The organism is Enterococcus sp. DIV1537a, from assembly GCF_051712085.1.
GTDB classification, from domain to species: Bacteria; Bacillota; Bacilli; order Lactobacillales; family Enterococcaceae; genus Enterococcus; species Enterococcus faecalis.
Map to the genome: position 1 here is coordinate 54901 of NZ_JBIOOE010000002.1, position 23275 is coordinate 78175.

At 30.5% G+C, this 23275-nt stretch carries 27 protein-coding genes; 18 read left to right on the forward strand and 9 right to left on the reverse strand.

All coding sequences use genetic code 11. The annotated features are described in order from the left end of the window. Nucleotides 1–356: 356 nt before the first annotated feature. The 4 genes from IGJ41_RS13905 (at nucleotide 357) to IGJ41_RS13920 (ending at nucleotide 6614) form a co-directional block, all read left to right on the forward strand. A complete protein-coding gene (locus IGJ41_RS13905) occupies nucleotides 357–656 on the forward strand; it encodes a DUF2177 family protein (protein WP_438714723.1) in 300 nt (99 codons plus the stop codon). Beyond that, complete coding sequence (locus IGJ41_RS13910) at nucleotides 656–2446, forward strand: DegV family protein (protein ID WP_438714725.1); 1791 nt, start codon at nucleotides 656–658, stop codon at nucleotides 2444–2446. Before IGJ41_RS13905 ends, IGJ41_RS13910 begins: the two co-directional genes overlap by 1 nt. Continuing rightward, entirely contained in the window at nucleotides 2443–3216 is a 774-nt protein-coding gene (locus tag IGJ41_RS13915; protein ID WP_438714727.1) for a DUF1295 domain-containing protein, read from the forward strand. The genes IGJ41_RS13910 and IGJ41_RS13915 overlap by 4 nt, the downstream gene beginning before the upstream one ends. A 1295-nt stretch (nucleotides 3217–4511) precedes the next feature. Next, nucleotides 4512–6614, forward strand: a complete 2103-nt coding sequence (locus IGJ41_RS13920; protein WP_438714729.1) for a MucBP domain-containing protein — start codon at nucleotides 4512–4514, stop codon at nucleotides 6612–6614. A gap of 390 nt (nucleotides 6615–7004) precedes the next feature. On the opposite strand, the gene IGJ41_RS13925 is transcribed toward IGJ41_RS13920, so the two are convergent. The 5 genes from IGJ41_RS13925 to mazE all read right to left on the reverse strand — a co-directional run bounded on the left by IGJ41_RS13925 (nucleotide 7005) and on the right by mazE (nucleotide 10472). Next, the gene (locus IGJ41_RS13925) at nucleotides 7005–7802 is read right to left on the reverse strand and encodes a GH25 family lysozyme (protein ID WP_438714731.1); all 798 of its coding nucleotides are present in this window, start codon (nucleotides 7800–7802) and stop codon (nucleotides 7005–7007) included. 206 nt (nucleotides 7803–8008) lie between these two features. Further along, on the reverse strand, nucleotides 8009–8611 hold the full coding sequence (gene fic, locus IGJ41_RS13930; protein ID WP_438714733.1) for a protein adenylyltransferase Fic: 603 nt from the start codon (nucleotides 8609–8611) through the stop codon (nucleotides 8009–8011). Nucleotides 8612–8844: 233 nt separating this feature from the next. Next, nucleotides 8845–9789, reverse strand: coding sequence for a hypothetical protein (locus IGJ41_RS13935; RefSeq protein ID WP_438714735.1), 945 nt, complete (start codon nucleotides 9787–9789; stop codon nucleotides 8845–8847). A 111-nt stretch (nucleotides 9790–9900) separates the two neighbouring features. Further along, a complete protein-coding gene (locus tag IGJ41_RS13940) occupies nucleotides 9901–10242 on the reverse strand; it encodes a type II toxin-antitoxin system PemK/MazF family toxin (protein ID WP_231432936.1) in 342 nt (113 codons plus the stop codon). Next, a complete protein-coding gene (mazE, locus tag IGJ41_RS13945) occupies nucleotides 10242–10472 on the reverse strand; it encodes a type II toxin-antitoxin system PemI/MazE family antitoxin (protein WP_000958277.1) in 231 nt (76 codons plus the stop codon). The genes IGJ41_RS13940 and mazE overlap by 1 nt, the downstream gene beginning before the upstream one ends. 203 nt (nucleotides 10473–10675) lie before the next feature. On the opposite strand from mazE, the gene IGJ41_RS13950 reads away from it, so the two are divergent. The 5 genes from IGJ41_RS13950 to IGJ41_RS13970 all read left to right on the forward strand — a co-directional run bounded on the left by IGJ41_RS13950 (nucleotide 10676) and on the right by IGJ41_RS13970 (nucleotide 12666). Continuing rightward, entirely contained in the window at nucleotides 10676–11296 is a 621-nt protein-coding gene (locus tag IGJ41_RS13950; protein ID WP_162780862.1) for a recombinase family protein, read from the forward strand. Continuing rightward, nucleotides 11286–11600, forward strand: a complete 315-nt coding sequence (locus IGJ41_RS13955) for a hypothetical protein (RefSeq protein ID WP_016616017.1) — start codon at nucleotides 11286–11288, stop codon at nucleotides 11598–11600. The genes IGJ41_RS13950 and IGJ41_RS13955 overlap by 11 nt, the downstream gene beginning before the upstream one ends. Continuing rightward, on the forward strand, nucleotides 11594–11818 hold the full coding sequence (locus IGJ41_RS13960; RefSeq protein ID WP_438714738.1) for a hypothetical protein: 225 nt from the start codon (nucleotides 11594–11596) through the stop codon (nucleotides 11816–11818). Before IGJ41_RS13955 ends, IGJ41_RS13960 begins: the two co-directional genes overlap by 7 nt. A 90-nt stretch (nucleotides 11819–11908) precedes the next feature. After that, on the forward strand, nucleotides 11909–12073 hold the full coding sequence (locus tag IGJ41_RS13965; protein ID WP_438714740.1) for a DNA helicase UvrB: 165 nt from the start codon (nucleotides 11909–11911) through the stop codon (nucleotides 12071–12073). A gap of 341 nt (nucleotides 12074–12414) precedes the next feature. After that, a complete protein-coding gene (locus IGJ41_RS13970) occupies nucleotides 12415–12666 on the forward strand; it encodes a hypothetical protein (protein ID WP_438714742.1) in 252 nt (83 codons plus the stop codon). Nucleotides 12667–12719: 53 nt separating this feature from the next. On the opposite strand, the gene IGJ41_RS13975 is transcribed toward IGJ41_RS13970, so the two are convergent. Next, on the reverse strand, nucleotides 12720–13157 hold the full coding sequence (locus IGJ41_RS13975) for a hypothetical protein (RefSeq protein WP_438714744.1): 438 nt from the start codon (nucleotides 13155–13157) through the stop codon (nucleotides 12720–12722). Nucleotides 13158–13248: 91 nt separating this feature from the next. Between IGJ41_RS13975 and IGJ41_RS13980 the strand changes: the two genes are divergently transcribed. The 6 genes from IGJ41_RS13980 to IGJ41_RS14005 all read left to right on the forward strand — a co-directional run bounded on the left by IGJ41_RS13980 (nucleotide 13249) and on the right by IGJ41_RS14005 (nucleotide 16319). Continuing rightward, complete coding sequence (locus IGJ41_RS13980; RefSeq protein ID WP_438714746.1) at nucleotides 13249–13500, forward strand: hypothetical protein; 252 nt, start codon at nucleotides 13249–13251, stop codon at nucleotides 13498–13500. A 115-nt stretch (nucleotides 13501–13615) separates the two neighbouring features. After that, on the forward strand, nucleotides 13616–14932 hold the full coding sequence (locus IGJ41_RS13985) for a Y-family DNA polymerase (protein WP_438714748.1): 1317 nt from the start codon (nucleotides 13616–13618) through the stop codon (nucleotides 14930–14932). 3 nt (nucleotides 14933–14935) lie between these two features. Beyond that, nucleotides 14936–15442, forward strand: coding sequence for a hypothetical protein (locus IGJ41_RS13990; RefSeq protein ID WP_438714750.1), 507 nt, complete (start codon nucleotides 14936–14938; stop codon nucleotides 15440–15442). Further along, complete coding sequence (locus IGJ41_RS13995; protein WP_438714752.1) at nucleotides 15390–15599, forward strand: excinuclease ABC subunit C; 210 nt, start codon at nucleotides 15390–15392, stop codon at nucleotides 15597–15599. The genes IGJ41_RS13990 and IGJ41_RS13995 overlap by 53 nt, the downstream gene beginning before the upstream one ends. A 79-nt stretch (nucleotides 15600–15678) precedes the next feature. Further along, nucleotides 15679–15774, forward strand: a complete 96-nt coding sequence (locus tag IGJ41_RS14000) for a type I toxin-antitoxin system Fst family toxin (protein WP_023895140.1) — start codon at nucleotides 15679–15681, stop codon at nucleotides 15772–15774. Nucleotides 15775–16019: 245 nt separating this feature from the next. Then, on the forward strand, nucleotides 16020–16319 hold the full coding sequence (locus tag IGJ41_RS14005; RefSeq protein ID WP_010817802.1) for a hypothetical protein: 300 nt from the start codon (nucleotides 16020–16022) through the stop codon (nucleotides 16317–16319). Between the two features lie 535 nt (nucleotides 16320–16854). Here IGJ41_RS14005 and IGJ41_RS14010 read toward each other — a convergent pair. Together IGJ41_RS14010 and IGJ41_RS14015 are read right to left on the reverse strand one after the other, a co-directional pair. Next, entirely contained in the window at nucleotides 16855–17397 is a 543-nt protein-coding gene (locus IGJ41_RS14010; protein WP_438714754.1) for a hypothetical protein, read from the reverse strand. A 9-nt stretch (nucleotides 17398–17406) separates the two neighbouring features. Then, nucleotides 17407–18258, reverse strand: a complete 852-nt coding sequence (locus IGJ41_RS14015) for a ParA family protein (RefSeq protein WP_438714756.1) — start codon at nucleotides 18256–18258, stop codon at nucleotides 17407–17409. Between the two features lie 660 nt (nucleotides 18259–18918). Here IGJ41_RS14015 and IGJ41_RS14020 point away from each other — a divergent pair. After that, complete coding sequence (locus tag IGJ41_RS14020) at nucleotides 18919–19941, forward strand: replication initiator protein A (protein WP_438714758.1); 1023 nt, start codon at nucleotides 18919–18921, stop codon at nucleotides 19939–19941. Between the two features lie 99 nt (nucleotides 19942–20040). Here IGJ41_RS14020 and IGJ41_RS14025 read toward each other — a convergent pair whose 3' ends face one another. After that, entirely contained in the window at nucleotides 20041–20889 is an 849-nt protein-coding gene (locus IGJ41_RS14025; RefSeq protein WP_438714760.1) for a helix-turn-helix domain-containing protein, read from the reverse strand. Nucleotides 20890–21137: 248 nt separating this feature from the next. Here IGJ41_RS14025 and IGJ41_RS14030 point away from each other — a divergent pair, with 248 nt between their 5' ends. Continuing rightward, nucleotides 21138–22001, forward strand: coding sequence for a helix-turn-helix domain-containing protein (locus tag IGJ41_RS14030; protein ID WP_438714762.1), 864 nt, complete (start codon nucleotides 21138–21140; stop codon nucleotides 21999–22001). Nucleotides 22002–22811: 810 nt separating this feature from the next. Next, a complete protein-coding gene (locus IGJ41_RS14035; protein WP_161323808.1) occupies nucleotides 22812–23201 on the forward strand; it encodes a hypothetical protein in 390 nt (129 codons plus the stop codon). Nucleotides 23202–23275: the final 74 nt, after the last annotated feature.

Below are 23275 nucleotides of genomic sequence, written 5' to 3' on the forward strand. Positions count from 1 at the left end.
AAGAATCATTTCTCGAGTTATTGAAGCAACTTTAATAGTACGTACTAAAAATGGATATTCATATAGTATAAACAACTTATTATTATCGGTTAAGAAATAATGAGTTGATTTTTCCCAATTATTTATTTGAAAGTTTAATCTATTATCGAAATATATTTTGTAAAAATTTTTGTATTTTAAAAATTTTATATTTAGGGTTTAGAAAGAGTAAATTTGTATTTCTGTGAGGAGAATTTAATATGATACAGCAATATTTAAAAATTTTTATTTTAAGTGCAATTGTATTTTTAGTTTTTGATTTATTTTGATTATTGGTGGTTTCAAAAAGGATGTACTAACAATTTATTGGTCATTTAATGGGAGAGGTGCGTATATTTCCAGCAATTATTTTTTATGTAATTTATGTTGTTGGGGTAACAGTTTTTGTTTTGATTCCTGGGATAGAACGAAATCATTTAGGTTATCTATTATTATCTGGCGCTTTTTTTGGTTTTGTTTGTTATGCAACATATGATTTAACTAATTTAGCTACATTAAAAAATTGGCCAGTCTCAATGACTGTTATCGATCTTATCTGGGGAATCTTTGTGACTATGGCTACAGTAGGGATTGTTTATTTTATAAATCTCAATTTTTTTGAAGGGTTAGGTATATAATGATAATGTTGGAAAAATATCGTCTTATGAAAAGTATATTTTGCGGTGCAGAATTAGTTATAGAGAATAAAGAAGAGTTAAACAAAATAAATGTTTTTCCAGTAGCTGATGGAGATACTGGAAGCAATTTAGCCTCTTTGATGCATTCAATATTAAATAATGTAGCACCTCAACCTGATTCAATACAGAGATTATTAAGTGATATTTCAGAGGCTGCTTTAATTGGAGCAAGGGGAAACTCAGGTTTGATTTTTGCACAATATTTAAATGCTTTAGCAGAAAATTATTCAAAGGTTGATGATTCAACGAGTAACTTTGTGAAGTCTCTTAAAGAATCATCATTAAAAGCATATGAAGCTGTTATGGATCCTAAAGAAGGAACTATTCTTTCTGTTATTAGATTATGGTCTGACACATTAGAAAAAGAGTTTTTTAAAACAAAATCTTTTTCAGAGGCGCTTGTGAATGCCCTTCAAGTGACAGAGAGAGCAGTTGAAGATACAAAATTTCAATTATCTGTATTGAAAAAAAATAATTTAGTGGATTCTGGAGCAAAGGGATTTTATTATTTTATTTTTGGATTTACAAAGCAGTACTGTGAAAAAACAGAAAATTTTTATGATTCGAATCATTATCTTGTAAGCACAGTAGTCAGTAAAAACTTATTGCATAGAATAACGAATAAACCAGAATATCGTTTTTGTGCAGAATTTATTTTAAACGGAGTGCAAATCACAACAGAAGATATGCGAAAAAGATTAAAATATAAAGGAGATTCTTTAATTGTAATTGGCAATCAAAAGAAATCAAAAATTCATATTCATACAAATTCACCAAAAAATGTATTAAAAAGCATAGAAGAATTTGGAGAAGTTACTTATCAAAAAGTAGATGATATGTTAATGCAATATTTAGTTACAAAAAAAAGAAAATCGCCTATTGCAATTGTGACTGATTCTATTGCAGATTTACCAAGTAGTTATCTTCTCAAACATCAAGTACATTGCTTACCCATCAATATACTAAGTGATAACCAAGTTTTTTTAGATAAGCTAACTTTGGATGCAAAATTAATTAAAGAAAAGATAGTAAATAAGCAAAATCTTAGTACAGCACAACCTGCCATTCCATCCGTGGATGCATTACTTTCTTTTTTGGAAGATAAATATGAACATGTATTAGTTTTGACCGTTTCTTCAGAACTCAGTGGAACATATCAATTGATTGCGCAGAGAATAAAAGAAATGGGATTATCAGGAAAATGGATCAGGCTGATAGATTCCAAAACCAATTCTGTAGCTCAGGGACTTTTAGTGAAGAGGGCGGTATCACTAATTGAAAAAAATATTGAATTTGAAATTATAGTTAAAAAATTGAAGAATCTTCGCTCAAAAACATTTATTTATGTTGCTTTGGCAGATTTAGAGCCGATGATTCAATCAGGTAGAATACCTCAAAAATTAGGAAGAGTGTTAAAGAAGCTATCAGTTGTTCCAATCGTTAGTTTAGATAAATCTGGTCGGGGCGTTTTAAAGGGAATTTATTTAAACCAGAAACATAGCATTAACAAAATTACAAAAATAATTTCTGGTTTAGTAGAAAAGCATGAATTAGAAGAAGTAGCAATTGCGCATGTTTCTTCTTATGAAAATGCGAAAATACTTTCGGATAAAGTTAAAATAATAACAGGTAAACCATGTGATGTCATAGATAGTTCTGCAGCAATAGCTATTAGTGCGGGTATAGGTAGCATTGCAATTGCGGGTATAAAGAGGAAGGAAAACGAATGATTTTTTTAACAATTGGAATAGTGTTATTAATATATTTTTTAATATGGTTTGTAATTTCAAATTATAAGAAAAATTATGGATTGGTAGATATTGCATGGGGAGGAGGATTTATTGTTGTTGCATGGACATGTTATTTAAAAACAGGAGTGCATTCTAATCAGTCAATAATTATTTTAGCGTTAGTAACTATATGGGGGATCAGGTTGATTTGGCATTTAGCAAGAAGAAATTGGAATAAACCCGAAGATTATCGGTACGTAAACATGAGAAAACGTTGGGGGAACCATTATGTTTATTTAAAAGCTTTCCTGAATGTATTTTTGTTACAAGGCATATTACTGTGTATTATTGCATTACCTGTGATTCATTCATTTTTTAATAGAGAGACTACTTTTAAGTGGTGGCAATATTTAGGTATAATTATCTGTATGATAGGTTTCATTTTTGAGTTTTTAGGAGATTATCAATTAGAGAAGTTCAAAAAAAATCCTGAAAACAAGGGAAAATTATTAACTACAGGGTTGTGGTCCTTAACACGCCATCCTAATTATTTTGGTGAAGCAACCAGTTGGTGGGGGATTTTCCTTTTATCTATGAGTAGTATAAATGAAATTTGGTTGATTGTAAGTCCGCTTGTTATTACGTTATTATTGCTTTTTGTTTCTGGTATTCCGTTATTGGAGGAAAAATATAAAGATCGTTTAGACTTTCAAGAATATGCAGAACGAACTGCTAAATTTTTTCCTTTTATTGGAAAAAAAGGAGTATAAGATTTTTTATCTTATTTTTTTAATTTTTATAGACTTACTAATTGTTTGCTAGAGAAATTCATGTATAATTAATTTAAGATTAAGGGCCAATAGCTTACTTGGGAGATAGTGCAGGTTTAAATCTGGCTTGGCCTGGCCCATTAAAGATGGTAGACAGATACAGGAATTCAAATATGTTCACTAGCCTCCTAGTTAGAAAAATAGCTGAAAAAGAATTCTATTTTATTTTTAAAAATACAATTAGTTAAAAATTAACAGGGTATGTTAAAAAAGGAGATATCACTTGAAAAAAAATACTATACTTAGTGTGATAATGCTATTTATCCTCTTTATTTCTATTTTTTTTACTTATTATAAGTAATGAAAAAAAGAAACATCTATTTATAATGGTTCAACCCAATCAATTATTGAATTTTCTGTTACGCTTACCGAAACGCCAAAGCAATTGGACCAAAATGATAGCTACTCTTTATCGTTTGATAATGTGCAAGCATGTGATAAAAAAAATAAAAAAAATAGATACTTTTAATAAAGGTGGAAAACTGCTTTTTTCATTACCTTTAGACAAAGAAATAACGAAAGGTGATAAAATAGTAGTAAGAGTGCATGAAATTTATGCTACAACTCATTCTATTCCTCCTAAAATCCTTGGGAATAGTGTAATTTCTGTTTCATTTTAATACATTTTATTAAAAAAATTTTAGCTTGTTAATCATATAATTCTATAAAAGATAGTATTATGATTAAAATCTATAGGCACAGTATTTAATAAGAGGGACTTGACTTTCGCATGATTTCAAAATATAAAAATGTTATTTTTGTCTTTTGAAATTTTAAGTTAACATAAGATATATTATACGAAGTATAATAAAGAAGTTGAATTATAACGTCAAACGCGACACAAAAACATTTATTTTACAGAATTTCAGCGATATTAAAATAACTAACTAATTAAGATTAAGCAACTGAACACATTATTTTAAACACTATGCAAATGAGACATCGTGTAATTAACTATTAAACAGATTTTAATTTTTTGAGTTTTTTAAACGTATGCTCAATTATTTAACATCAAATGAATTCGAAAACAAACAACAAAAATTAGCTGTATAGGCAGAAAGGTAATTTTCTTATTTTTCTATCTAGTTTCTTGACTTAATGTTATATATCCATGCATTTGTTATAGAAAATATATTAAAAAACCATTGATATGAAAACATATCTTGACTCTATATGATTTAAATGAAAGAATAGATGGATGAAGAACAGAAACATTTGGAGGAAAATAAAGCTTTATGCAAACTAAAAAAAAGAAAAGTAAAAAAATGAGAATCTATCTACATCTTTTGATGTGCGGGCCCATTCTTTCTACTACAATGTTACCCATTATAACCGTATTTGCAGAAACGAAAACGCCTACACCCGATTCTAGTATATCAGTTCCCACTCTGGACACAACTGATATAGATTTAACTACAGATACCACAAAAACAACTAATTCTCAGACATCTACCGTATCAAGTACGGATAGTACAACAGAAAGTTTCTTACAACGTAGTCAGGAGATACTAGGAGAAGGAACGGCACTAGATACTACACAACCATCTTCATCAGATGAACCAACACAATTAAAACAGCTTGAAGGAAACCAAGAAGGGCAAAATACTCCTCAAGTTAGAAGAGAAATGGTACAAACTAGTGAAATTAGCACAGGGACATGGGGAACGTCATCGATATCTTTAGATAGTGATGGAGTTCTTACAATTGGTTCAGGAGAATTATCTCCTATTTTATCTGTTGATTTAGTACCTGGTTTAAATGTGCCTAGATCAGCAGTTAAAACTATTGTATTTGCTGGAAATGTAAAAGCTCCAAAAAATGCAAGCTATTTATTCTATGATTATACCAATTTAACAAATTTTATCGGAATGGAAAACATAGACACTTCTATGGTCACAGACATGGAATTTTTATTTTATAATTGCAGCTCTCTTACTTCACTTGATCTAAGTAATTTTGATACATCTAAAGTAGTTAGTATGATATCCATGTTTAATGGTTGTAAATCTATTACATTTTTAAATCTAAGTAATTTTGATACGTCTAAAGTCACCAATATGAGTTATATGTTTAGCGATTGCACCTCTCTTAGTAATTTAAATATTAATGGATTTAATACTAGTGAAGTCACCTATATGACGGGGATGTTTTATCGTTGTTCTTCACTTACAAGCTTAGATTTAAGTACATTTCGTACCGTTCAAAATCCAAGTATGCTATTTATGTTTTTTTTATGTAAATCACTTTCAGTTCTAAAATTAGGTAACGAATTTAGGTTTGGAAAAGATGTCCGTTTACCACAAATAAGTCAAGATTTAAAATGGTATAATTTAGGAACAGGAACATTAAAAAATCCTAGTGGTAATAAAGCTTGGACTTCTGAAGAATTGACTAAATATTATAATCCATATATAGATGCAGATACTTATGTTTTGATGAAACCTAAAGGAGCTAATGTTATTGTTCGATATATTGACGAATCGAACAATAGAATAACAGATGATGTTGTTATTAGTGGATATTTAGATAATAGTTGGCAAGCAGAGGAAAAGATTTTTAATGGATATAAACTTGTCAGTATAATTGGTGAAACATATGGTATCTTTACAGATAAAGAACAGTTTATTACCTTTATCTACACTAAGAATCCTGTCAAGGCTCAAGATTTAACCGTCTATTATCAGGACATTAACGGTAATGAAATCAGTAAGTCAAAGGTTATCTCTGGCAACGTTGGCGATGAATTCGATGAGACCCCTATCTCTATTGATGGGTATACTTTCAAAGAAGCTAAGGATAATGTGCCTACCAAAGGAACTTTAACAGATAAAGAACAGTTTATTACCTTTATCTACACTAAGAATCCTGTCAAGGCTCAAGATTTAACCGTCTATTATCAGGACATTAACGGTAATGAAATCAGTAAGTCAAAGGTTATCTCTGGCAACGTTGGCGATGAATTCGATGAGACCCCTATCTCTATTGATGGGTATACTTTCAAAGAAGTTAAGGATAATGTGCCTACCAAAGGAACTTTAACAGATAAAGAACAGTTTATTACCTTTATCTACACTAAGAACCCTTCAAAGCCTATAAAAAACTCTAATGAAAAATATTCTGCTACACAAACAACTAGTTCATCAACTCCTGATAAACAAGCAGAAACAAAAAAAAGGACTAAGGATAACGTTATTTTATTAGGAAATGAAGGCAATAATGAAACGAAAGCACTACCTAAAACAGGTGAAAAAAACCGTTTAATTATCACGTTTATAGGTATTACCTTATTGATACTAGCTGCTTTCGTAGGAATGTTCAGGCATAGAAAAAACAAATAATTAAATTTTTCCACACTAAGGAATCCTTATTTTTAGGGATTCCTTTTGCCTTCTATTTCTAATGTTCTTATGATTCCTATCATTCTCAGAGTACACTTTAATTCCTATTACAGCAATTCTTGCTGATGGAATTGAAAGTAATATAGATTAAAAAGGATTATTCCCCCATACAATGCTGTGTATCATAGCAAAATTTTAGCTTAATAAAATTAAATATGCTAGAATTTTATTGTAGGAAGCATATTATTCACTTCTTTACAAATCTATCTTAGTCTTAGACAGTCGGCGGGAAACGACTGTCTATTTATCTGGTGAAGTATTTTAGGTATGTCTATTCAGTGGTCGATTAGACATGAAAAAAAGAGCGATTCTGACAAGAATAGCTCTTTTTTAGTTAGTAGTAAAGCGTCCTAAGTAATCTACGTTATAATCAAAACTAATTCCAGGAATGAAATCAAAAGAGCCTTGGCTACTCCATTGCCAAGCGGTTGTGTCTGTGTGCAGTAAGTTATTAGCACTTGGGTTCGCCGGCCATTCTGCCACCCAACTGTTTTCTTTACCTAAAACATCATATTCCATCCAATTATTGTTAAACCAACTAGCGCTAGAATAATGTACGATGTTTTTGAATCCACGTTTTGCTAATTGATCTCTAAAGTAGACAGAAACTTTTGTAGCATCTGCGTTAATCATTGGCGTTGTTTCAGCATCATTAACCATGACACTTTTTTTGGATAGCCCTAATTCTTCTGCGTAATCCGCATAGTAATTGGCTTGATCAATTGCTTCTTGTTGATTTTCAAACCAAGAAAAATGATATGTTGAAACAGTTAGGCCTGCTTTTTTTGCATTGGTAATTTGACTAGGTGCTAACGGGTTTTTATAGGTTGTTCCTTCGGTTAGTTTGACTACTACGCCTTTAATTCCCATGTTTTTCATCTTTTGAAATTGTTCTACAGAAATCTCTCCATTATGAGAGGAAATATCGATAAAATCCACTCTAGGAGGTGTTTCACTGAGGCTGCGTTTACTTCTTAGTAAGGAATAATTGACAGGGTCATTTTGAGCAAAACTTCCTAATTCATAGTTACTCGTCACAATATTTTTTGCTTCTGCTGGAACACTTGTTATAAGACCTCCAAAAGTTAAGCCTATTCCTAAAACAAATAATTTAGCTGAAATTTTCATTTAACCATTCCCTTCTTCTGTTGTATGGTACATTAACAGGATAGATCATTAATGAAAAATAATAAATGTTTTTTATTATTACATATAAGAGGTTAAGTTAAACGGTTTTAACAATGAATGCTTGTAAGATATATAAACTACTAGTCTCATTGGTAAGTGCTGCATGCTTAACAACTTGAATTTTTCTTTAAAATGAAACCTTTAATTTATAAGTCATCAACGTTGTATTCGGTATATCCTTCATAATAATAGCTAATATCAATACCTTTCATGAAGATTTCTCTATCATTAATTTTATCAGTTAGAGCATTTGAGATTAGGTATTTAATTTCTAGATCTTTAACCGGACTTCTTTCCATTGCAGACAAATAGTCTTCCTTATCAATTAAGTTCCAGTCTACAACTTGCTTTAATTCTTTTTTCAAAATTAAGTCTAACCATATTCTCGTTGCTCTACCATTACCCTCACGAAAAGGATGAGCAATGTTCATTTCAACATATTTAGCTACAATTTCATCTAAATTTCTTTGTGGCATTTTATCTATATGTTCTAAAGCGATTTCTAGGTACATTACTGGCGCAAAGCGAAAATTTCCTTTAGAAATATTTTGACTTCTTACTTTACCTGCAAATTCATAAATATCTTCAAACAAATAATTATGGATATAAGATAGCCCTTTGAATGTTCCAACTTCTGCTCTGTCAATATCTCTAGAGTCATATAGTCGTTTTGCCTTTTCTTTACTAACACGCTCTTCAGCTCTGTTTAATTCAAGTTGGTTAGTAATACCTAATTTGTTTTCTAGCAAATAAATTCACCGCCCCTTAATTATTAATCTTCTTTTTCAATGCATTTTAGCATGAAAGTTATATAACAATCAAAAATCTAAAGACACTTACTATCTAGCTTTTCTCCAGTAAATTCCCTTATTCTTCCTATAGAAAAAATAAACGCAATGCCTTTTTGAAATGTGGTACGTCGTCATGATAGATTATTGATGATGTATAATAAACGCTGTTTTACTACATATAAGATATTAATTTATATAGTTTTAACGATGAATGCTTGTAAAATATCTAATTTACTAGTTTCATTAGTAAGTGCTGCATTCCTAACAACTTGTATTATTCTTTTAGATGAAATCTTTAATAACCCTATTTCTTTAGGAAGCTGTTTAAGTGCAATGAGTGAGATATCTTCAGGAACAACGACCCAGCTATAATTAGTTTTAGTATTTAAAATTATATTGTTAAGTTTGTTATCCGAAAAAACTATTTCGATGCTATGCGTATTTAATTCTTGCGTATATTTATTAGAAACGTTTTCTAGTAACAAAAAATCTAAAGTAACTTGTCTCATTAATAACGAAGAATAAAAGGAGAAATCGGGAACTAATTTATAAACTGATTTTCCTTTATGATAATGATATGAGTTATTAGTACTTTGTAACCACGAACTATCTGACAATGCAAACGAGAAATCAGATATGGTGAATATTTGTTCATCGCTACTATCAAATTTAGAGTATCTATTTTTTTTAACTATTCCTCCACCCTCTTTAGCTTGTATCGTTTTAATAGTTGCCCAAGTGTTTAATAAGTCAGATCTCTTAATATCTTTTGCTAAAACATGCTGCATCAATTCATCTTTTATTTGGCTGTTTCCTTGGCTAATTTTTTCTACTAATTCAAAGTTATCTGGACTGACTTCTACGTCCTCTATGTTAGGAACACTAACTCCTCTACCTGCTGCTCGTTGCTGGTAGTCAAAGTATATTTCTCCTGCTTTTTTTCTTTTCCATATTAGAGATTCAGTTACTCCTGTTACATATGCTAAATGTTTAATCCACTGTGTGAAAGAACTATACTCATTACGCCATAATTTACTATATTCTACTTCTCTTATTAGCTCGTATAGACGCACCCATGAATGAATATCCTTAGACAATATTTCTTCAATTTCATGTTCTATTTTTCTTAGGTTCAATTTATCCTCCTTTCTGTCTGTTTACTATAATACGTTATAGTAAATAGACGTTATAAAAAGAAAGAATTCATGAACATTAAATATTATATGTATTCTTTCTTCCTATTATAATTAAAAAATGTATTCAATGATTTGATCTATTTTAGCCATATCCTTTAATGGTAAATGTTCTATTTGGCTTAACTTTCTTTCTGTAAAATCTAAAGATTTTAATTGGGAAATAACGACTTGTCCATGAGTCTCCATTTCATCAGGTAATGTATAACGAGTTGGTATATTTTTAATTGTAGAAGTTATGGGACAAATTACTGCAAACATTGTCTTTCTATTAAACTCATATCTAGAAACTACTAGACCTGGACGTCTTTTCTGTATTTCTTTTCCAGCTGAAGGATCGAAATCTATCCATACAATATCGCCCTTTTTAGGAATATATTTCTTTTCGTCACTCATTAAAATAATTCTCTCCCTCCAGGTTCAATGTCATACCATTCATCTTTTTCGTAGTACTCCCCTTCTGATCCACCACTAAATGGATCTTGTAATTTAGGGACTAACGTAATTGTCCCATCATCAGAATACATCACTATATATTCTTGGTCTGCTTTTGGTTTCTGTCCGTTATTAGATGGTAATGTCAATACTACAGAACTTCCTTGTTTTCTAGATTTTGTGGTTAACATACAATCACCTCTTGTCTTTCATTATACTAAATAATTAATTAGTTTTAAATGATTATATACTGCATTTAATTAACTTAGTGTAATTTAGTTAGTCAATCGAGATTAGGTATTTTAGAATTAATTCGTCGGGTTCAGATACTTAAAAGTTTTTGACCTCTTTGTTTTTTCGTGCTATACTTGGAATCATCAGGTGTCAAAAACTTATGTTCAGAAAAGGTGAAGAAATTTTGTCTATTTATGGTTATTCAAGAGTGAGTACTAGTAATCAAGATTACAAAACCCAGATTCAAAAACTAGAACAAGCTGGAGCTGAAAAAATCTTCAGTGAGAAATACACAGGGACTAAAAAAGAAGGAAGAAAAGAATTAGAAGAACTACTATCTATTGTAAAAACTGACGATAAAGTTTTAGTGACGAAAATTGATCGGCTGGCCAGAAGTATTGTTGATTTAAATTCAATTATCTCTTCTTTAAACAATTCAGGAGTGACTATCACTTTCTTAGATAATGCCCTAACCTTTGAGCCAAATAAAAGTGATTCTATGCAAACGTTAATGATGAATATGCTGGGTAGCTTTGCACAATTTGAAAGAGATTTAATCGTGACGAGAACGCAAGAAGGGAAACAGTGGCATCGAGCGAACAATAAAAATTATCGAGAAGGACGTCCGAAAAGAGTTCTAAATGATAAATACAAACATGCACTAGAGTTAATGGAAACAAACAGTATGCGGGAAGTAGAAAAGAAAACAGGAATTTCTTTATCTACACTCAAACGAATCAAGAAACAAGCAAAGGAAGAACAGTTACTTAGTGAGAAATAATTCAGGAGTGGTTAACATAGAGAATAGAGAAAAGATTATTCAGTTGTTGAAAAATTCTTTAGTAACAGGTTATGGGATAGAGATAATGTCAAATGGGCGACTCTATTCAGCAAACTTCCAAAGATATAAGAATCGAGTAAAGAAAGAAGAGAACCCGTTGATTATTTTTGAGAGCATGACAGAAAAAGTTGAGCAGGTATTTTTAGAATTAGCTGAAGAAGTTATACGAACGAACCCTAAAACAAAACAAGAATTCAAGGAAATGATTAAAGAATATAGTTATAAGGAGGATAACAAATGGTAGTTCGAAAAATATATGATCATTGGGGGATCGAAATCAGCACATGTAACAAAAGTAATATAGTTACTTTTATTGATTGTGACTGCGGTCAATTAGCTAAAAGAGAACTAGGAAAGTATAATCAGTTTAAATGTGATAGATGCAATAAAGATTACAAATTGTATCAAGGCAACTATATCGCAATTGATGAAAAAATAAATGAAGTAGCTCAAAACGATTGAAAAAGTAAAAAAGATTGTTTGATTGTGTACTTTCAATAATTTAAAAAAGGTGGAGAGTTTAATGAATTTTGGAACAAAAGCGCCGTTTTAGTGATTGCAATATTTATTATCTTAATTTTAACGGTACTGTTTCGTTGGTCAGCTTTAGAATTTGTCTTTTCTTCAGATGCAGTAGGAATTGCTTTTTTTGCTGGAAATATGAAACAAGACAAAAGGATATCAGACAGGCAAAACAAAAAGATAGATAAGAGGTAAATGAAATAATAGCGAAAACGATGCACGACTCCAATAGGGATTTTAACTATTTCTTGAAGGTGTACCAGATAAAGAAGTTGAAGAAAAAAAGGTATTAACAGACGAGACGGACTCTTAAAAGGTATCGTCAGCATTACGGAGTTACTGCAGAAAAGAGAAAGAAGGAAAAATAAAGTAGAGAAAAATTCTACTCCATAAAAAAATACTTGTTTGATTCTGTATTACGTTAACCGACAAATTGTTATAATTTGATTAAAATATTAAATATGATATAATTTTTTATAATTTAGTCTGAATTACAAATAGTTGATTAGCATTATTTCTACAGAGGAGATGATAAAATGGGTATATTTACTAATTTTTCTGATTTTTTAGAAGAAAGAAGAAAAAAGAAACATGATAAAATAAGAAAAAAAGCTGAAGCTATGAAGCGTCAAGGTAAAAGCCCAGTAAAGAAGGGCTGGGGAACAATGGTCGATACTGGATCAGGTGGAATAAACAAAAATCCAATTGATAGAGTTTACGATATAGGACAACAACAGAAAAATTTATCTTCTAAAAGTGATGAAAAAAATAAATTTTCAGAAAACTAAAAAATAAAGAAAAGAAGTTAAAAATCTTCTTTTCTTTATTTTTTGGACTTAAATTAATTTTCTTGCTTGACTAATAAGTCTGTAGCTTTTAAAGATGATGGAATAGGATAAGGTCCTCCTTGAAGATAGAGAGTTCCTGCGTAGGTTCTCCAATTTCCTGGAGCATAGCCTGTAGAAATTAGTGTCAAATATCCGTGGTATCGACGCTTAACTGCTGTATTTTCGACTGAAACATAAATTGTTGCAGGCGGGTATCCAACGTACGAACGGTAAGTTGTGTAATACCAAGTGCTAGGAGCATATGCTGCACGTTGTTGGATAGCGTCGGTAGTAGATAAGCTAGACGATAATTGTTCATTTAAAACATCGGGTGCATAAGATTCTTGTGATGGAGTAACAATTGACTCTTGTGATTCTGCATTTGTCTGTTGGGAAAATCCGAATAGAATGATACTAGCAAGAAATAAAAATAAAACACTTTTAATTTTCATAATTAACCCCCCTTTCTATAATTAAATGTTAATCAATATTTAATTATAAGTCAAGAATTTATAAAATTAAAATAATAAAGGAGGTTTAAACATGAAAAAAAATATTTTAGAAGAATATAGAGCTACTAAAAACAGAGGAGAAGATTTTTTACATTGGTTATTAATTAGGAAAGTGAATACCTTTGGAAAAGTAGTTATCGCGATTATATTATGGCTTTTGTGGTTAAAATACGCATTCAATCTAGTATTCATGGTGAACTTTCTAAAAATAATAGTATTAATTACAATTATTTACTGGCTGACTGATATCTACTTGCGCGTTAAAAACAAACTAAAAAAATAATGACTGTAGATTTCTGAGCTACTTTAAATTCAAAATAATTCGGAAAACTGAAATTTTGTTGTTGCAAAACAGAACGTTAGTTCGTATAATGTAACTCGAAAGGACGGTTTTTTGCATGAAATTTGATTATTCCAAAGAACGCCGGAGAGATGTTCTATGTATCGATGTAAAATCCTTTTACGTGAGCGTAGAATGTGTAGAACGTGGCTTAGATTCCCTCAAAACAATGCTTATAGTAATGAGTGGTGCGGATAATGCAGGTGGACTTGTGCTTGCTGCTTCGCCACTGGCAAAAAAGGTCCTGGGAATTTCTAATGTGACTCGTAAAGATGAAGTGCCTGATCACCCAGAATTACTTATTGTTCCACCAAGAATGAATTTATATATGAAGAGAAATAGTGAAATTAATAATCTACTTAAACGGTTTGTGGCAGATGAAGACCATTCTGTTTTTAGTGTGGATGAAAGCTTCATTGATATAACTGCTTCTCTGAAGTATTTTAATTGTGATACTGCTTATCGATTGGCCAAAATTATTCAACGTGTCATTTATAACCATATGGGATTATACGTTACAATTGGCATTGGTGATAATCCATTGTTGGCTAAACTAGCTTTAGATAATGAAGCAAAAAATACACCAGGTTTTGTTGCAGAATGGCGATACGAAAACGTAGAAGAAAAAGTTTGGGCGATCTCCCCTATCACTGAATTTTGCGGGATTGGCAAGCGTATGGCAGCTCGTTTAAAGATGTCAGGAATTGAGTCGATTTATGATTTAGCACATGCAGATCCTTATTTATTAAAACACTGCTTTGGTGTCATGGGTTTACAGCTGCATGCTCATTCTTGGGGTATTGATCGAAGTTTTTTAGGGGAAAAAAGACAAGTTGCTAAAGAAAAGTCTTTTGGAAATAGTCAGGTATTACCTAGAGATTACGCAAGAAGAGATCAAATTGAATTAGTGCTGAAGGAACTTTCAGACCAGGTAGCAACCAGATTGAGGAATGCAAACTATCAAACTGAGTGTGTTTCAATTTTTGTTGGTTATTCTAAAGGACAAGTTGATGGACTGGGCAGGTCTGGTTGGCGAAAACAGCTTAAAATCGCTCGTAGCAACAACACAAAAGTGTTAACCGAGCATGTTTTAAAGCTTTTTCGAGAAAACTATGTTCCTGAAATAGACATTCGTAATTTAGGCGTTTCCTTTGGAAAACTGGTTTGGGATACTACCCTTCAGTTAGATCTCTTTTCTGTTCCTGAAGAACAAATTGTAGATAATCAGTTGGATTATTTGATTGATAAAATACGTCAAAAATTTGGCTTTAAAGCATTGATACATGCTTCTTCTCTTTTAGATGGGGCAACAGCTGTGAATCGTTCGGGCTTAGTTGGTGGTCATGCAGGTGGTAACGTCGGTCTTGGAGGTTAACAAATGAAGAAAACTAAAAAGGAATTTAAACATTATAACGATTATGTAGACCGCCCTTTTGATTTAAAGTGGCCAACCGCTTTCACTTTAGGAGAGTTGCAAGCATCAATCAAAGAGACAAATGATTATCATTCAAGAGAAATTGAATGTTTAACTCAGCAGTCACAGGCTCAAATAGAACACTTGCTAAGTCGCTTAATTAAACAAAATAAAGTGCTAGAAATTCAATTAAATTCGTTAGACGAATATGATCGTGTAAAACCGCATGTGTTCGGAGTTTTTCGTGGCATGGCAGAATTTGATGTTGTTTTAATTGAAGATTTTCAAATTGATTTTTATGACATACGCCATATTAAAATTCATAAGTTTTTGAAATGGTCTGCAGTAGAAACATTAGAAGATCCTTTTATAGATGTAGAATTTTCAGAATTAACCGAAGAAGAAAGTAAAACAATTGATGCTTTCATTAACGACTATTACAGCGATGGAGATTTTTATGAAAACATATGATTACCAAGGTAAACTAATCAAAGAAGATAATAATACAACTAGTATTGCCTATGTGCAGTGTTCATGTGGTTGCCTTGCAAGTAGAGTGTCGAGTGATTCAGACAAGTATAAATGCTCGTTATGTAAACGAGTATATGTACTAAAGATAGAGAGCTAAAATTTTTTTGTTTCTATATAGATTTTAAGACTATGTTATAATTAGTTCGGCAACTTGCCCCTGATTGGGGGTGCTATTTATGAAAGAACTTATCTCATTGGTTATCGCGCCAATTTTTGTTGGGCTAGTTATTGAACTGGTTTCTCATTGGTTAGATGAGGAAGATGATAACTAAGCAAGTTGTCTCTAACCCACACGCTCGAAGTCGCAGCGAGCGTAAAAAAAGCCAACCCTACTCGCAATAGGGTTGGCTTTTGTGCTATTCATGTAAAACTTATCTCATTTCGCACCTATAGTATAACATATTATTTAAGGAGGTCAAACAAAAAAGAAGCAGGAATGTCCTTCCCTTATTGCTTGGAGTTTGATAGAATATTACTGCAAATGCATTAATAATTGTATAAAGGAGGATTTCTCACCATGCCTAGAAAAACCTTTGTATATCCACACCCTATCAACGCATACATTATCAAACAACTAGGGATTACTGTAGAGGAATTTTGTGAATTACATGCTTTCTCTCAAGGAACTGTCTCTTCTTGGATTACTCGCAACAAAAAAATTGAAACACTTCCTATTTCATTTATTTATTCTCTTTCTTTGTCGGCCAGCAAGACTATGGATCAGGTATATTCAGACCTTCTAAAACTGCAAGACGATTATTTACTGCACCTAGAACGTTACAGACGTACTAAAAAAATTATTGATAAAGAGGTTTAGTGTAACATGCGTTAACAATATCTCTATTTTTTTGTTCAATCAAAACCAAGTAACAGCAATCCTTATTTTTAGATTATTACACCTTAGGATTATCTGTACAAACCTATCTATAAATAACAAGTAGGCGAAAAATGCCTGGCTTTTTATCCATTTCAACTTCTACATTTTATTTCTTTCTATTACTTATATATCAATATTTATTATGTATTACTTACCACTTTTAATACATTTAGTTACTACCTTAAATTGTTTTGTCTAGTACTTTTCCCCTATACTTATAATGTAATTAGCGGATTTATTCTATTTAGCTACTACCTTTTATTAAAATTCATTACGTATAAATCAACATTCAATATATATTAATTCTTATTTATCTACTACTTTTATTTAATTTAGTTACCACCTTAAATATATTTTAACATACGTAAAGAAAGTGTAAAATTCAAAACTTATACTTCTCCTTATAGACTTCAAAAAAATCATTAAGAAAATAAAAAAATACCTACCACTTTAAATAAATATGGTAGGTATTTTTTTATTTTCTTATTTTATCGTTGATTCCCCATTGTTTCTTTATATCAGTAAACGTTTCTTGCTTTATTTCTTCAGACGAACGTATCACATTATTGTCTATATCTACATCAGGAATAATAGGATTGGATTCTCTAAACAAATCTAATTCAAGGGCAACAGAATTAAGTAAATCATTTTTATCTTCTTGAGAAAGATTTAATCGAATATATTCATTTAAAGCTTTTCGCAATAATTCGTCTTTTTTCATATTTGTTTCATACTTTTCAACCATGATGCTTGCTGTAGCATTAGTAAGGGCAGATAATTTAACAGATTGCATTGCAGCGTAAACTTTATCAAATTTTGTTATTGGGGCACCTTTTCTTTTCTTTCGAATAGGTACTTCATGAGTTACAGAGCTTGTTTTCTGGCTTCTAAAGGTACTATTAGTCTTAGGAATATTACTTATAGTTGTTTCTCTTGCCTTCTCCTTTGATCGCTGCTTTATTTTATCTAGTCCTTTATTACTACTACCAAAGATACCTAAGTTTTTAATCTCAGCCATTCTTTACACCTACCCTTCATACCAATGTTCATGTTCTTCTAATTCGTCCAAAATGTTGATAAATAATTCATGGCATTTCTTATCCCATTGCTTTAATTTTCCTTTTTTAGTTAATTCAGTAGTGATACCTGATCCATCATATCTTTTAAGTCGTGCATTTTTTAGCACAACGTTTTTAATTAAGTGCTCTCCATAGATTTCCTGTGCTTGTTGATACATTTCTTTATCTACGGAATCACCGCTTTCTAACATAAATGGAACAACACCAGCAACTTTTAAATTTGTATCAAATTCATTAGTAAAGAAGTCCATATATTCCAAATACTGCATGGCATTACGCATAGATTTAACTTGAGTTTGTAACACAACAATAGCCCAATCAGCTATATACATAGCAGATTTACTATAAATAGAAATTGATGGAGGTACATCCAAATAAATGACATCAAAATCATTAAATAGAGGAGATAATTTTTCTTCCATGTATTTAAACTTATCAATTGAATTAGGAAATCTATCTTTAATCCAATCATCGTATAATTCAAACGACATATCCGCAGGTAATATATACAGATTTTTAATAATCTTATAAATAGCGTCATGTGGATCAATATTTGAAATAAGTACGTCAGTAATTGTATTTGTGTATTCGATTAACTCACCTTCCCCCCCACCCTCATCTTTAGAAAAATTCATATGCGTTAAGTTCATAACATCAGAAGTATTTCCTTGCATATCTAGATCAATGATTAATGTTTTTAATTCTTTGAATTTTGCTGACTCAAATCCAAACATTTGAGCACAAGTACTTTTACCGACGCCACCTTTAAAGTTACCAATTACATATTTCTTTGCTACCATACATTCAACTTCCTCTCTAAGTACAATTTTATAAATATTATAACATACCACCTAAAATATAACTAGTTTAAATACCACCAGAAGTATTTAAGGTAGTAATTAATTTCAATTAAATAATAATTACTGTGGTAATCAATTTATTTAAAGGTAGTAATTAATTAATTTATCTTTATGTTTAAAGTGGTAGGTAATTGTTTTTAAAATACAAGAAGGTGGTAACTAATTATAATTTCGGTAGTAGGTAATACACATATTTTTATATTTAAAGTGGTAATTAAATAAATTTAAAGTGGTAACTAATTAATTTACTTACTATCATTATTACCAATAATTATACATTTATATACCAAAATAAGTAGTAATTAAATGAATTTAAAGTGGTAACTAATTATTCATTAAAAGTAGTAGATAATTCACTTTACAGTAGAGAGCAATTATACATTCAGGTAGTAACTAAATAAATTATTTTTATATTAATGGTGGTGTGTAAATACTTATTTTATTAAATCGAGGTGGTAACTAAATAGTTTCTAACAAGAATTAAAGTGGTAACTAATTTAAATAGCTATTATTATTGCTTGCCAACGCCTTTTGTCTTTGCTATTTTTAAATTGCTTACTATGTGATTAAAGTATATCTAATAAAGGAGTATCTAAAATAATGACGAATATTAAAGAACGGGGGTATAGTTATCAAAACAGCTACTCGGAGCTATTTTGGAAATTCCCACAGTTTCTGTTGAAAAATGAAAAATACAAATCTATGAAAGATAGTTCTAAGATTGCTTATATGCTTTTTAAAGACAAAATTTCTCTTGCTCTCACAAATAACTGGATTGACGATGATGGAATGATTTATTTGATTTTTCAACAAAAGGATCTCATGGAAATGCTGAATTGCTATCAAGGAAAAGTTAAATCTACCCTAGACGAATTAGAAAAGTATGGCTTATTGGAAGTTGTCAGAGGCGGTTTTGATGCAAAAGCTGGAAAAAACATAGCAAACAAATATTATCTCTTACAGCCAGAGTTAAAAAAAGAAGATTTATACCTGTCAGCAAACACAAACACTGAAACCCTTAATAGTAATGGGTATGCTGAAATCGCACGTCGTGAAAAAAATACCGAAACCCTTGTTAGTAGTGGATATGTTGAAATCGCACGCCGTGAAAAAAACACCGAACCCCTTGTTAGTAGTGGATATGCTGAAATCGCACAAGTAAAAGATAATATCTATATAAATAATTCTTTAGATACAATAGACACAAGAGATACGAAAAAAGAACGATTGCAACAACAATTATTGCTCGAACAGTTTTCAGAAGTTCAAGAGAACACATTTCTTAACAAAGATAGCTTAAAATTTATTGCTGCCTTTTCTGATACTATTCAAGAAGCACATGAAATGGTTGGAACAATTATACGTGCTAAAACTAAAGTTGAAAAAGAATATAATCTTGTTTTGATTGGCGAAGATTATCAAGAAGAAATAGACAAATGTTTACGACGTGTGATGCATAAAATTAAGACAGATTCTACTGTAAAAAGTCCCAAAGGACTATTCTACAAGTCGTTTTATAATTTATTTGTTGAATGTGCAATAGAGAAAAAAAGTCAGTTGAACAAAAAAGGTAATTCCAACAATCCAGGAGTAACTACTCATAATTGGGTTGAGAATCAATAAAAAACTCCAAGCTGATAATGCACAGCTTGGAGTTTCACAAGGACATACCTTGTTTGATTTACTTAAAAATATTTTATCATAAAATTTTGCAAAATCCAATTAAGTGTGTGCAATTTTTAATTCTGTTAGTTCTTTTTCTAGTCGGCTTGCTGCATTTTTGTTATTAAAAAATTTAGTGAAATAATAAGCTTGTAAATAATCTTCTGTTGCAGGTTTACCTAATTTCCTTGTGTTAAAAGCCTTTTCATAAAGTAAAAAATCTAAAAGATAAATAGAGTTGTTAGCTTTACAAATTGCAATACCTAGTTCGCTTAATTGTACACTTTTCTTGTATTTTTTTATCTCAGAATAGAATTTTGCAGCATTATAATAAATTCTACACACTTCAAATGGGTATTCTTTTTCAAAATCACTTACTTTTTCTAACGATTTATCATAGTATACTTTCGCTTTTTTTGGTTCATTTTCTAGTTCATAGTAAGTTCCTAATGCATTAAGACTTAGTGCGTTAAAAATATTGGATTTAACATCAATTTCAGATCCTCTATGAAGATAAAAAAGAGCTTCTGTACTGTTTTGTTCACCTAATAAACTAGTTATTCCTCTAAAGTATAACAACTTTTTAAATATTAAATCACTTGAAAAAACAGTATTTTCTGGAATCTCTAAAAGGAGTTTATACGCTTTCTTATGATTAAGTTGAACACATAATTTTTCCGCGGTCTGTAGTGTTTCTATGATTGACTTTTCAGTAGGTTCAATAATGCATGAAGTCATATCTAATTCTAAGCGATTGCAAATTCTAGAAAATATCTGTAAGCTATCGCAGATCCCTTTTTTCTCAATGTTGCTAATCGTTGCTTGAGTACAAATTTCATTCGCTAAGTCTTTTTGGCTAAGCTTTTTTTCAATGCGTACAGCTCGTATTTTCTGACCTCTTACTCTCATATTTAGCTCCTTTATGTATATATTATTTTGGATATATTTTCGATGATGTTATACTCATTGTATAATAAACTGAAGGAGGTATAAACTATGTTTTCTTTATTTTCATTAATCTTTGGAACGAGTACTTATGGAAACCTGCCTCATGTATAAGAAAAATGAGTGCCTTACTTGAATAGCGGGTAGGGCTTTTTCTTTAATTTAGGGAGCTATTAAAATTATGAAAATGAATGTGTGAATGGAGGCTAGCTGTGAAAATAATTGGTAAAAAAATTAAAGAAGCTCGTAAAGCTAAAAAGATGAATCAAAAGTCTTTAGCAGAAGGAATTTGTTCACAGTCTGCGCTAAGTAACATTGAAAATAAAAATATTTGTAAAGATTTCGATGTATTGATAGCATTGTGTGATCGTCTAGAAATAAATGTTGAAGATTGTATAACTGAAGTAGAGTCTCATTACCTTGATAATGCTTTAAAAAAAGTAAATGCACTATGTATGCAGTTGAAACACAGAGAGGCCTATCAAGCAATAAAACAGATTAATTTTAGTCAAAAAAATGTTAATAAAGAGCTGATTAGTAAATTTCTTTTTTTTAAAGGGCTTACGAGTTTATTAGGTAATAATGATCAGGAAGAAGCATTAAATTATTTGTTGAAAGGTTCGCAATCTGATCAAGGTCTAACCATTTACAACGTTTTAAGCCTAAACGCTGTAGGAACACTGCATGAATTGCAGAAAAACTATTCACAAGCAAAAGTGTATTACGACAAATCAGTTCAATTTCTAGAAAACCTTAAATACAATTACCCCCAAGAAGCATGTAGAATGTTTTATAATACAGCTAAATTTTATTCAGAAATAAAAGAATATGAAAATGCATTGACTTACAGTGAAAAAGGGTTAGAAGTTGCCCGACATTGTTCTACGAGTTACTTTTTGGAATATTTACTCTACGAAAAAGCATATAACTTATACAAATTAGATCAACCAGCAAAAGAAGACTATGAGCAGGCACTTCTTTTTGCTAAGTATTTTAAAAATGAGGGAATCTTAACGTACATAAAGAATGATATTGATACTTTTTTTAGAAATAGTACTAAAGAAAACCAAATGTAGAAAATAGATCATAAGATATAAGTCAAATGTATTAGTAAAGAAATTGTTAAAAAATAATATGAATAGATTATTTGAGGATATTTGCTATTTTTTATTATTTTTTTTCAAAAAAAAAATGATGGTTGACGCTCAAAAACCTTTATACATAGGCGTTTTTAGCTATAAATATAATTAAAATTATATTATGTGGTATTCAACTGGAATTATATGAAAATGTGGTGGTTGAATTAAGTTGCAGTATTTGGGTATAATTTACTCAAGATAATTGTTGCAATAAAGCTAACTATTAACAATTATCTGAAATAAAGTTTATAATTTTTATAAAAGTATTTGACTTTATTTCATAAAACGTGCTATGATTTTTTTGTAATAGCTTTAAATAAAAAATCATACATACTTAGATTAAACTTCCACGCTATTTCTAAGTTGTGAGAAGTTAGCAGGTAACAAAAAAAGAACCGTCTTCATACTTCGTAGGGCTGGTAACCCTAGAGTAGAGGAAGATACGACTATTCAAACGTGCAGGTTTGAACTGGTCTCGGTCCTTTTTGCTGCAACAAAAGTCGCAACAATCTGTATTATAGCAATTTTCGAGTGAAAAGAAAATGATTTTAAATATATTTTTACTATTTCTCTAGTTTTGAATGAGAAATACCTCGTTAATTGTTTAGTAACTTTAAATCGGATTATAGTGTGAATTTGCAGTTAAAGAGGGAAGAGTACGCAGTTTAAGCGTACTCTTCCCTCTTTTTTGTTACCTGTTAACTTGTCAAAGAATTAATCTATTTCGTTTAGGAGAGTGAATAAGTTATGACAAAAGGGCTTGAAGTAAGAATGAATGATTTAAGAACTGTAAATGCGAAAGTTCAATTAATGAACGGTCAACATTGGATTCTTGAACAAGGGACAGCATACCGATACATGAAATATTTTGAAAAGGGTAAAAGCATGGATGTGATTTTTAGTAAAAGTTCTTTAGAAGAAATTTACGATCAAATAAAAATTTTGTTTGATAGAGAAGGAAAAATAATTGCATTAAGACTAAACAAGAATCATCGATTATTAACTACTAAAAATAATCAATGGAAAAAATCAAATGTTGGTGATTTTAAAACACAGGCCATAGATATTTACGAGTTATTAAAAAACATTGAATTAAGAGATATTGAAAAAAGAGAAAACAAAGCTGTTTACAAATAAAAAAAGAGTTAAATACCTTTTGTTTGTTAGTAAATAATTCAGGGTTTTATAAAAAAACAAAATCTAGTGATTAT

Bases quoted from the DNA above. Each gene is read 5' to 3' on its own strand.
- IGJ41_RS13905 (WP_438714723.1), top strand. From the start codon at position 357: ATGGGAGAGGTGCGTATATTTCCAGCAATTATTTTTTATGTAATTTAT.
- IGJ41_RS13910 (WP_438714725.1), top strand. From the start codon at position 656: ATGATAATGTTGGAAAAATATCGTCTTATGAAAAGTATATTTTGCGGT.
- IGJ41_RS13915 (WP_438714727.1), top strand. From the start codon at position 2,443: ATGATTTTTTTAACAATTGGAATAGTGTTATTAATATATTTTTTAATA.
- IGJ41_RS13920 (WP_438714729.1), top strand. From the start codon at position 4,512: ATGCAAACTAAAAAAAAGAAAAGTAAAAAAATGAGAATCTATCTACAT.
- IGJ41_RS13925 (WP_438714731.1), bottom strand. From the start codon at position 7,802: ATGAAAATTTCAGCTAAATTATTTGTTTTAGGAATAGGCTTAACTTTT.
- IGJ41_RS13940 (WP_231432936.1), bottom strand. From the start codon at position 10,242: ATGAGTGACGAAAAGAAATATATTCCTAAAAAGGGCGATATTGTATGG.
- mazE (WP_000958277.1), bottom strand. From the start codon at position 10,472: ATGTTAACCACAAAATCTAGAAAACAAGGAAGTTCTGTAGTATTGACA.
- IGJ41_RS13950 (WP_162780862.1), top strand. From the start codon at position 10,676: ATGTTCAGAAAAGGTGAAGAAATTTTGTCTATTTATGGTTATTCAAGA.
- IGJ41_RS13960 (WP_438714738.1), top strand. From the start codon at position 11,594: ATGGTAGTTCGAAAAATATATGATCATTGGGGGATCGAAATCAGCACA.
- IGJ41_RS13970 (WP_438714742.1), top strand. From the start codon at position 12,415: ATGGGTATATTTACTAATTTTTCTGATTTTTTAGAAGAAAGAAGAAAA.
- IGJ41_RS13975 (WP_438714744.1), bottom strand. From the start codon at position 13,157: ATGAAAATTAAAAGTGTTTTATTTTTATTTCTTGCTAGTATCATTCTA.
- IGJ41_RS13980 (WP_438714746.1), top strand. From the start codon at position 13,249: ATGAAAAAAAATATTTTAGAAGAATATAGAGCTACTAAAAACAGAGGA.
- IGJ41_RS13985 (WP_438714748.1), top strand. From the start codon at position 13,616: ATGAAATTTGATTATTCCAAAGAACGCCGGAGAGATGTTCTATGTATC.
- IGJ41_RS13990 (WP_438714750.1), top strand. From the start codon at position 14,936: ATGAAGAAAACTAAAAAGGAATTTAAACATTATAACGATTATGTAGAC.
- IGJ41_RS13995 (WP_438714752.1), top strand. From the start codon at position 15,390: ATGCTTTCATTAACGACTATTACAGCGATGGAGATTTTTATGAAAACA.
- IGJ41_RS14000 (WP_023895140.1), top strand. From the start codon at position 15,679: ATGAAAGAACTTATCTCATTGGTTATCGCGCCAATTTTTGTTGGGCTA.
- IGJ41_RS14005 (WP_010817802.1), top strand. From the start codon at position 16,020: ATGCCTAGAAAAACCTTTGTATATCCACACCCTATCAACGCATACATT.
- IGJ41_RS14010 (WP_438714754.1), bottom strand. From the start codon at position 17,397: ATGGCTGAGATTAAAAACTTAGGTATCTTTGGTAGTAGTAATAAAGGA.
- IGJ41_RS14015 (WP_438714756.1), bottom strand. From the start codon at position 18,258: ATGGTAGCAAAGAAATATGTAATTGGTAACTTTAAAGGTGGCGTCGGT.
- IGJ41_RS14020 (WP_438714758.1), top strand. From the start codon at position 18,919: ATGACGAATATTAAAGAACGGGGGTATAGTTATCAAAACAGCTACTCG.
- IGJ41_RS14025 (WP_438714760.1), bottom strand. From the start codon at position 20,889: ATGAGAGTAAGAGGTCAGAAAATACGAGCTGTACGCATTGAAAAAAAG.
- IGJ41_RS14035 (WP_161323808.1), top strand. From the start codon at position 22,812: ATGACAAAAGGGCTTGAAGTAAGAATGAATGATTTAAGAACTGTAAAT.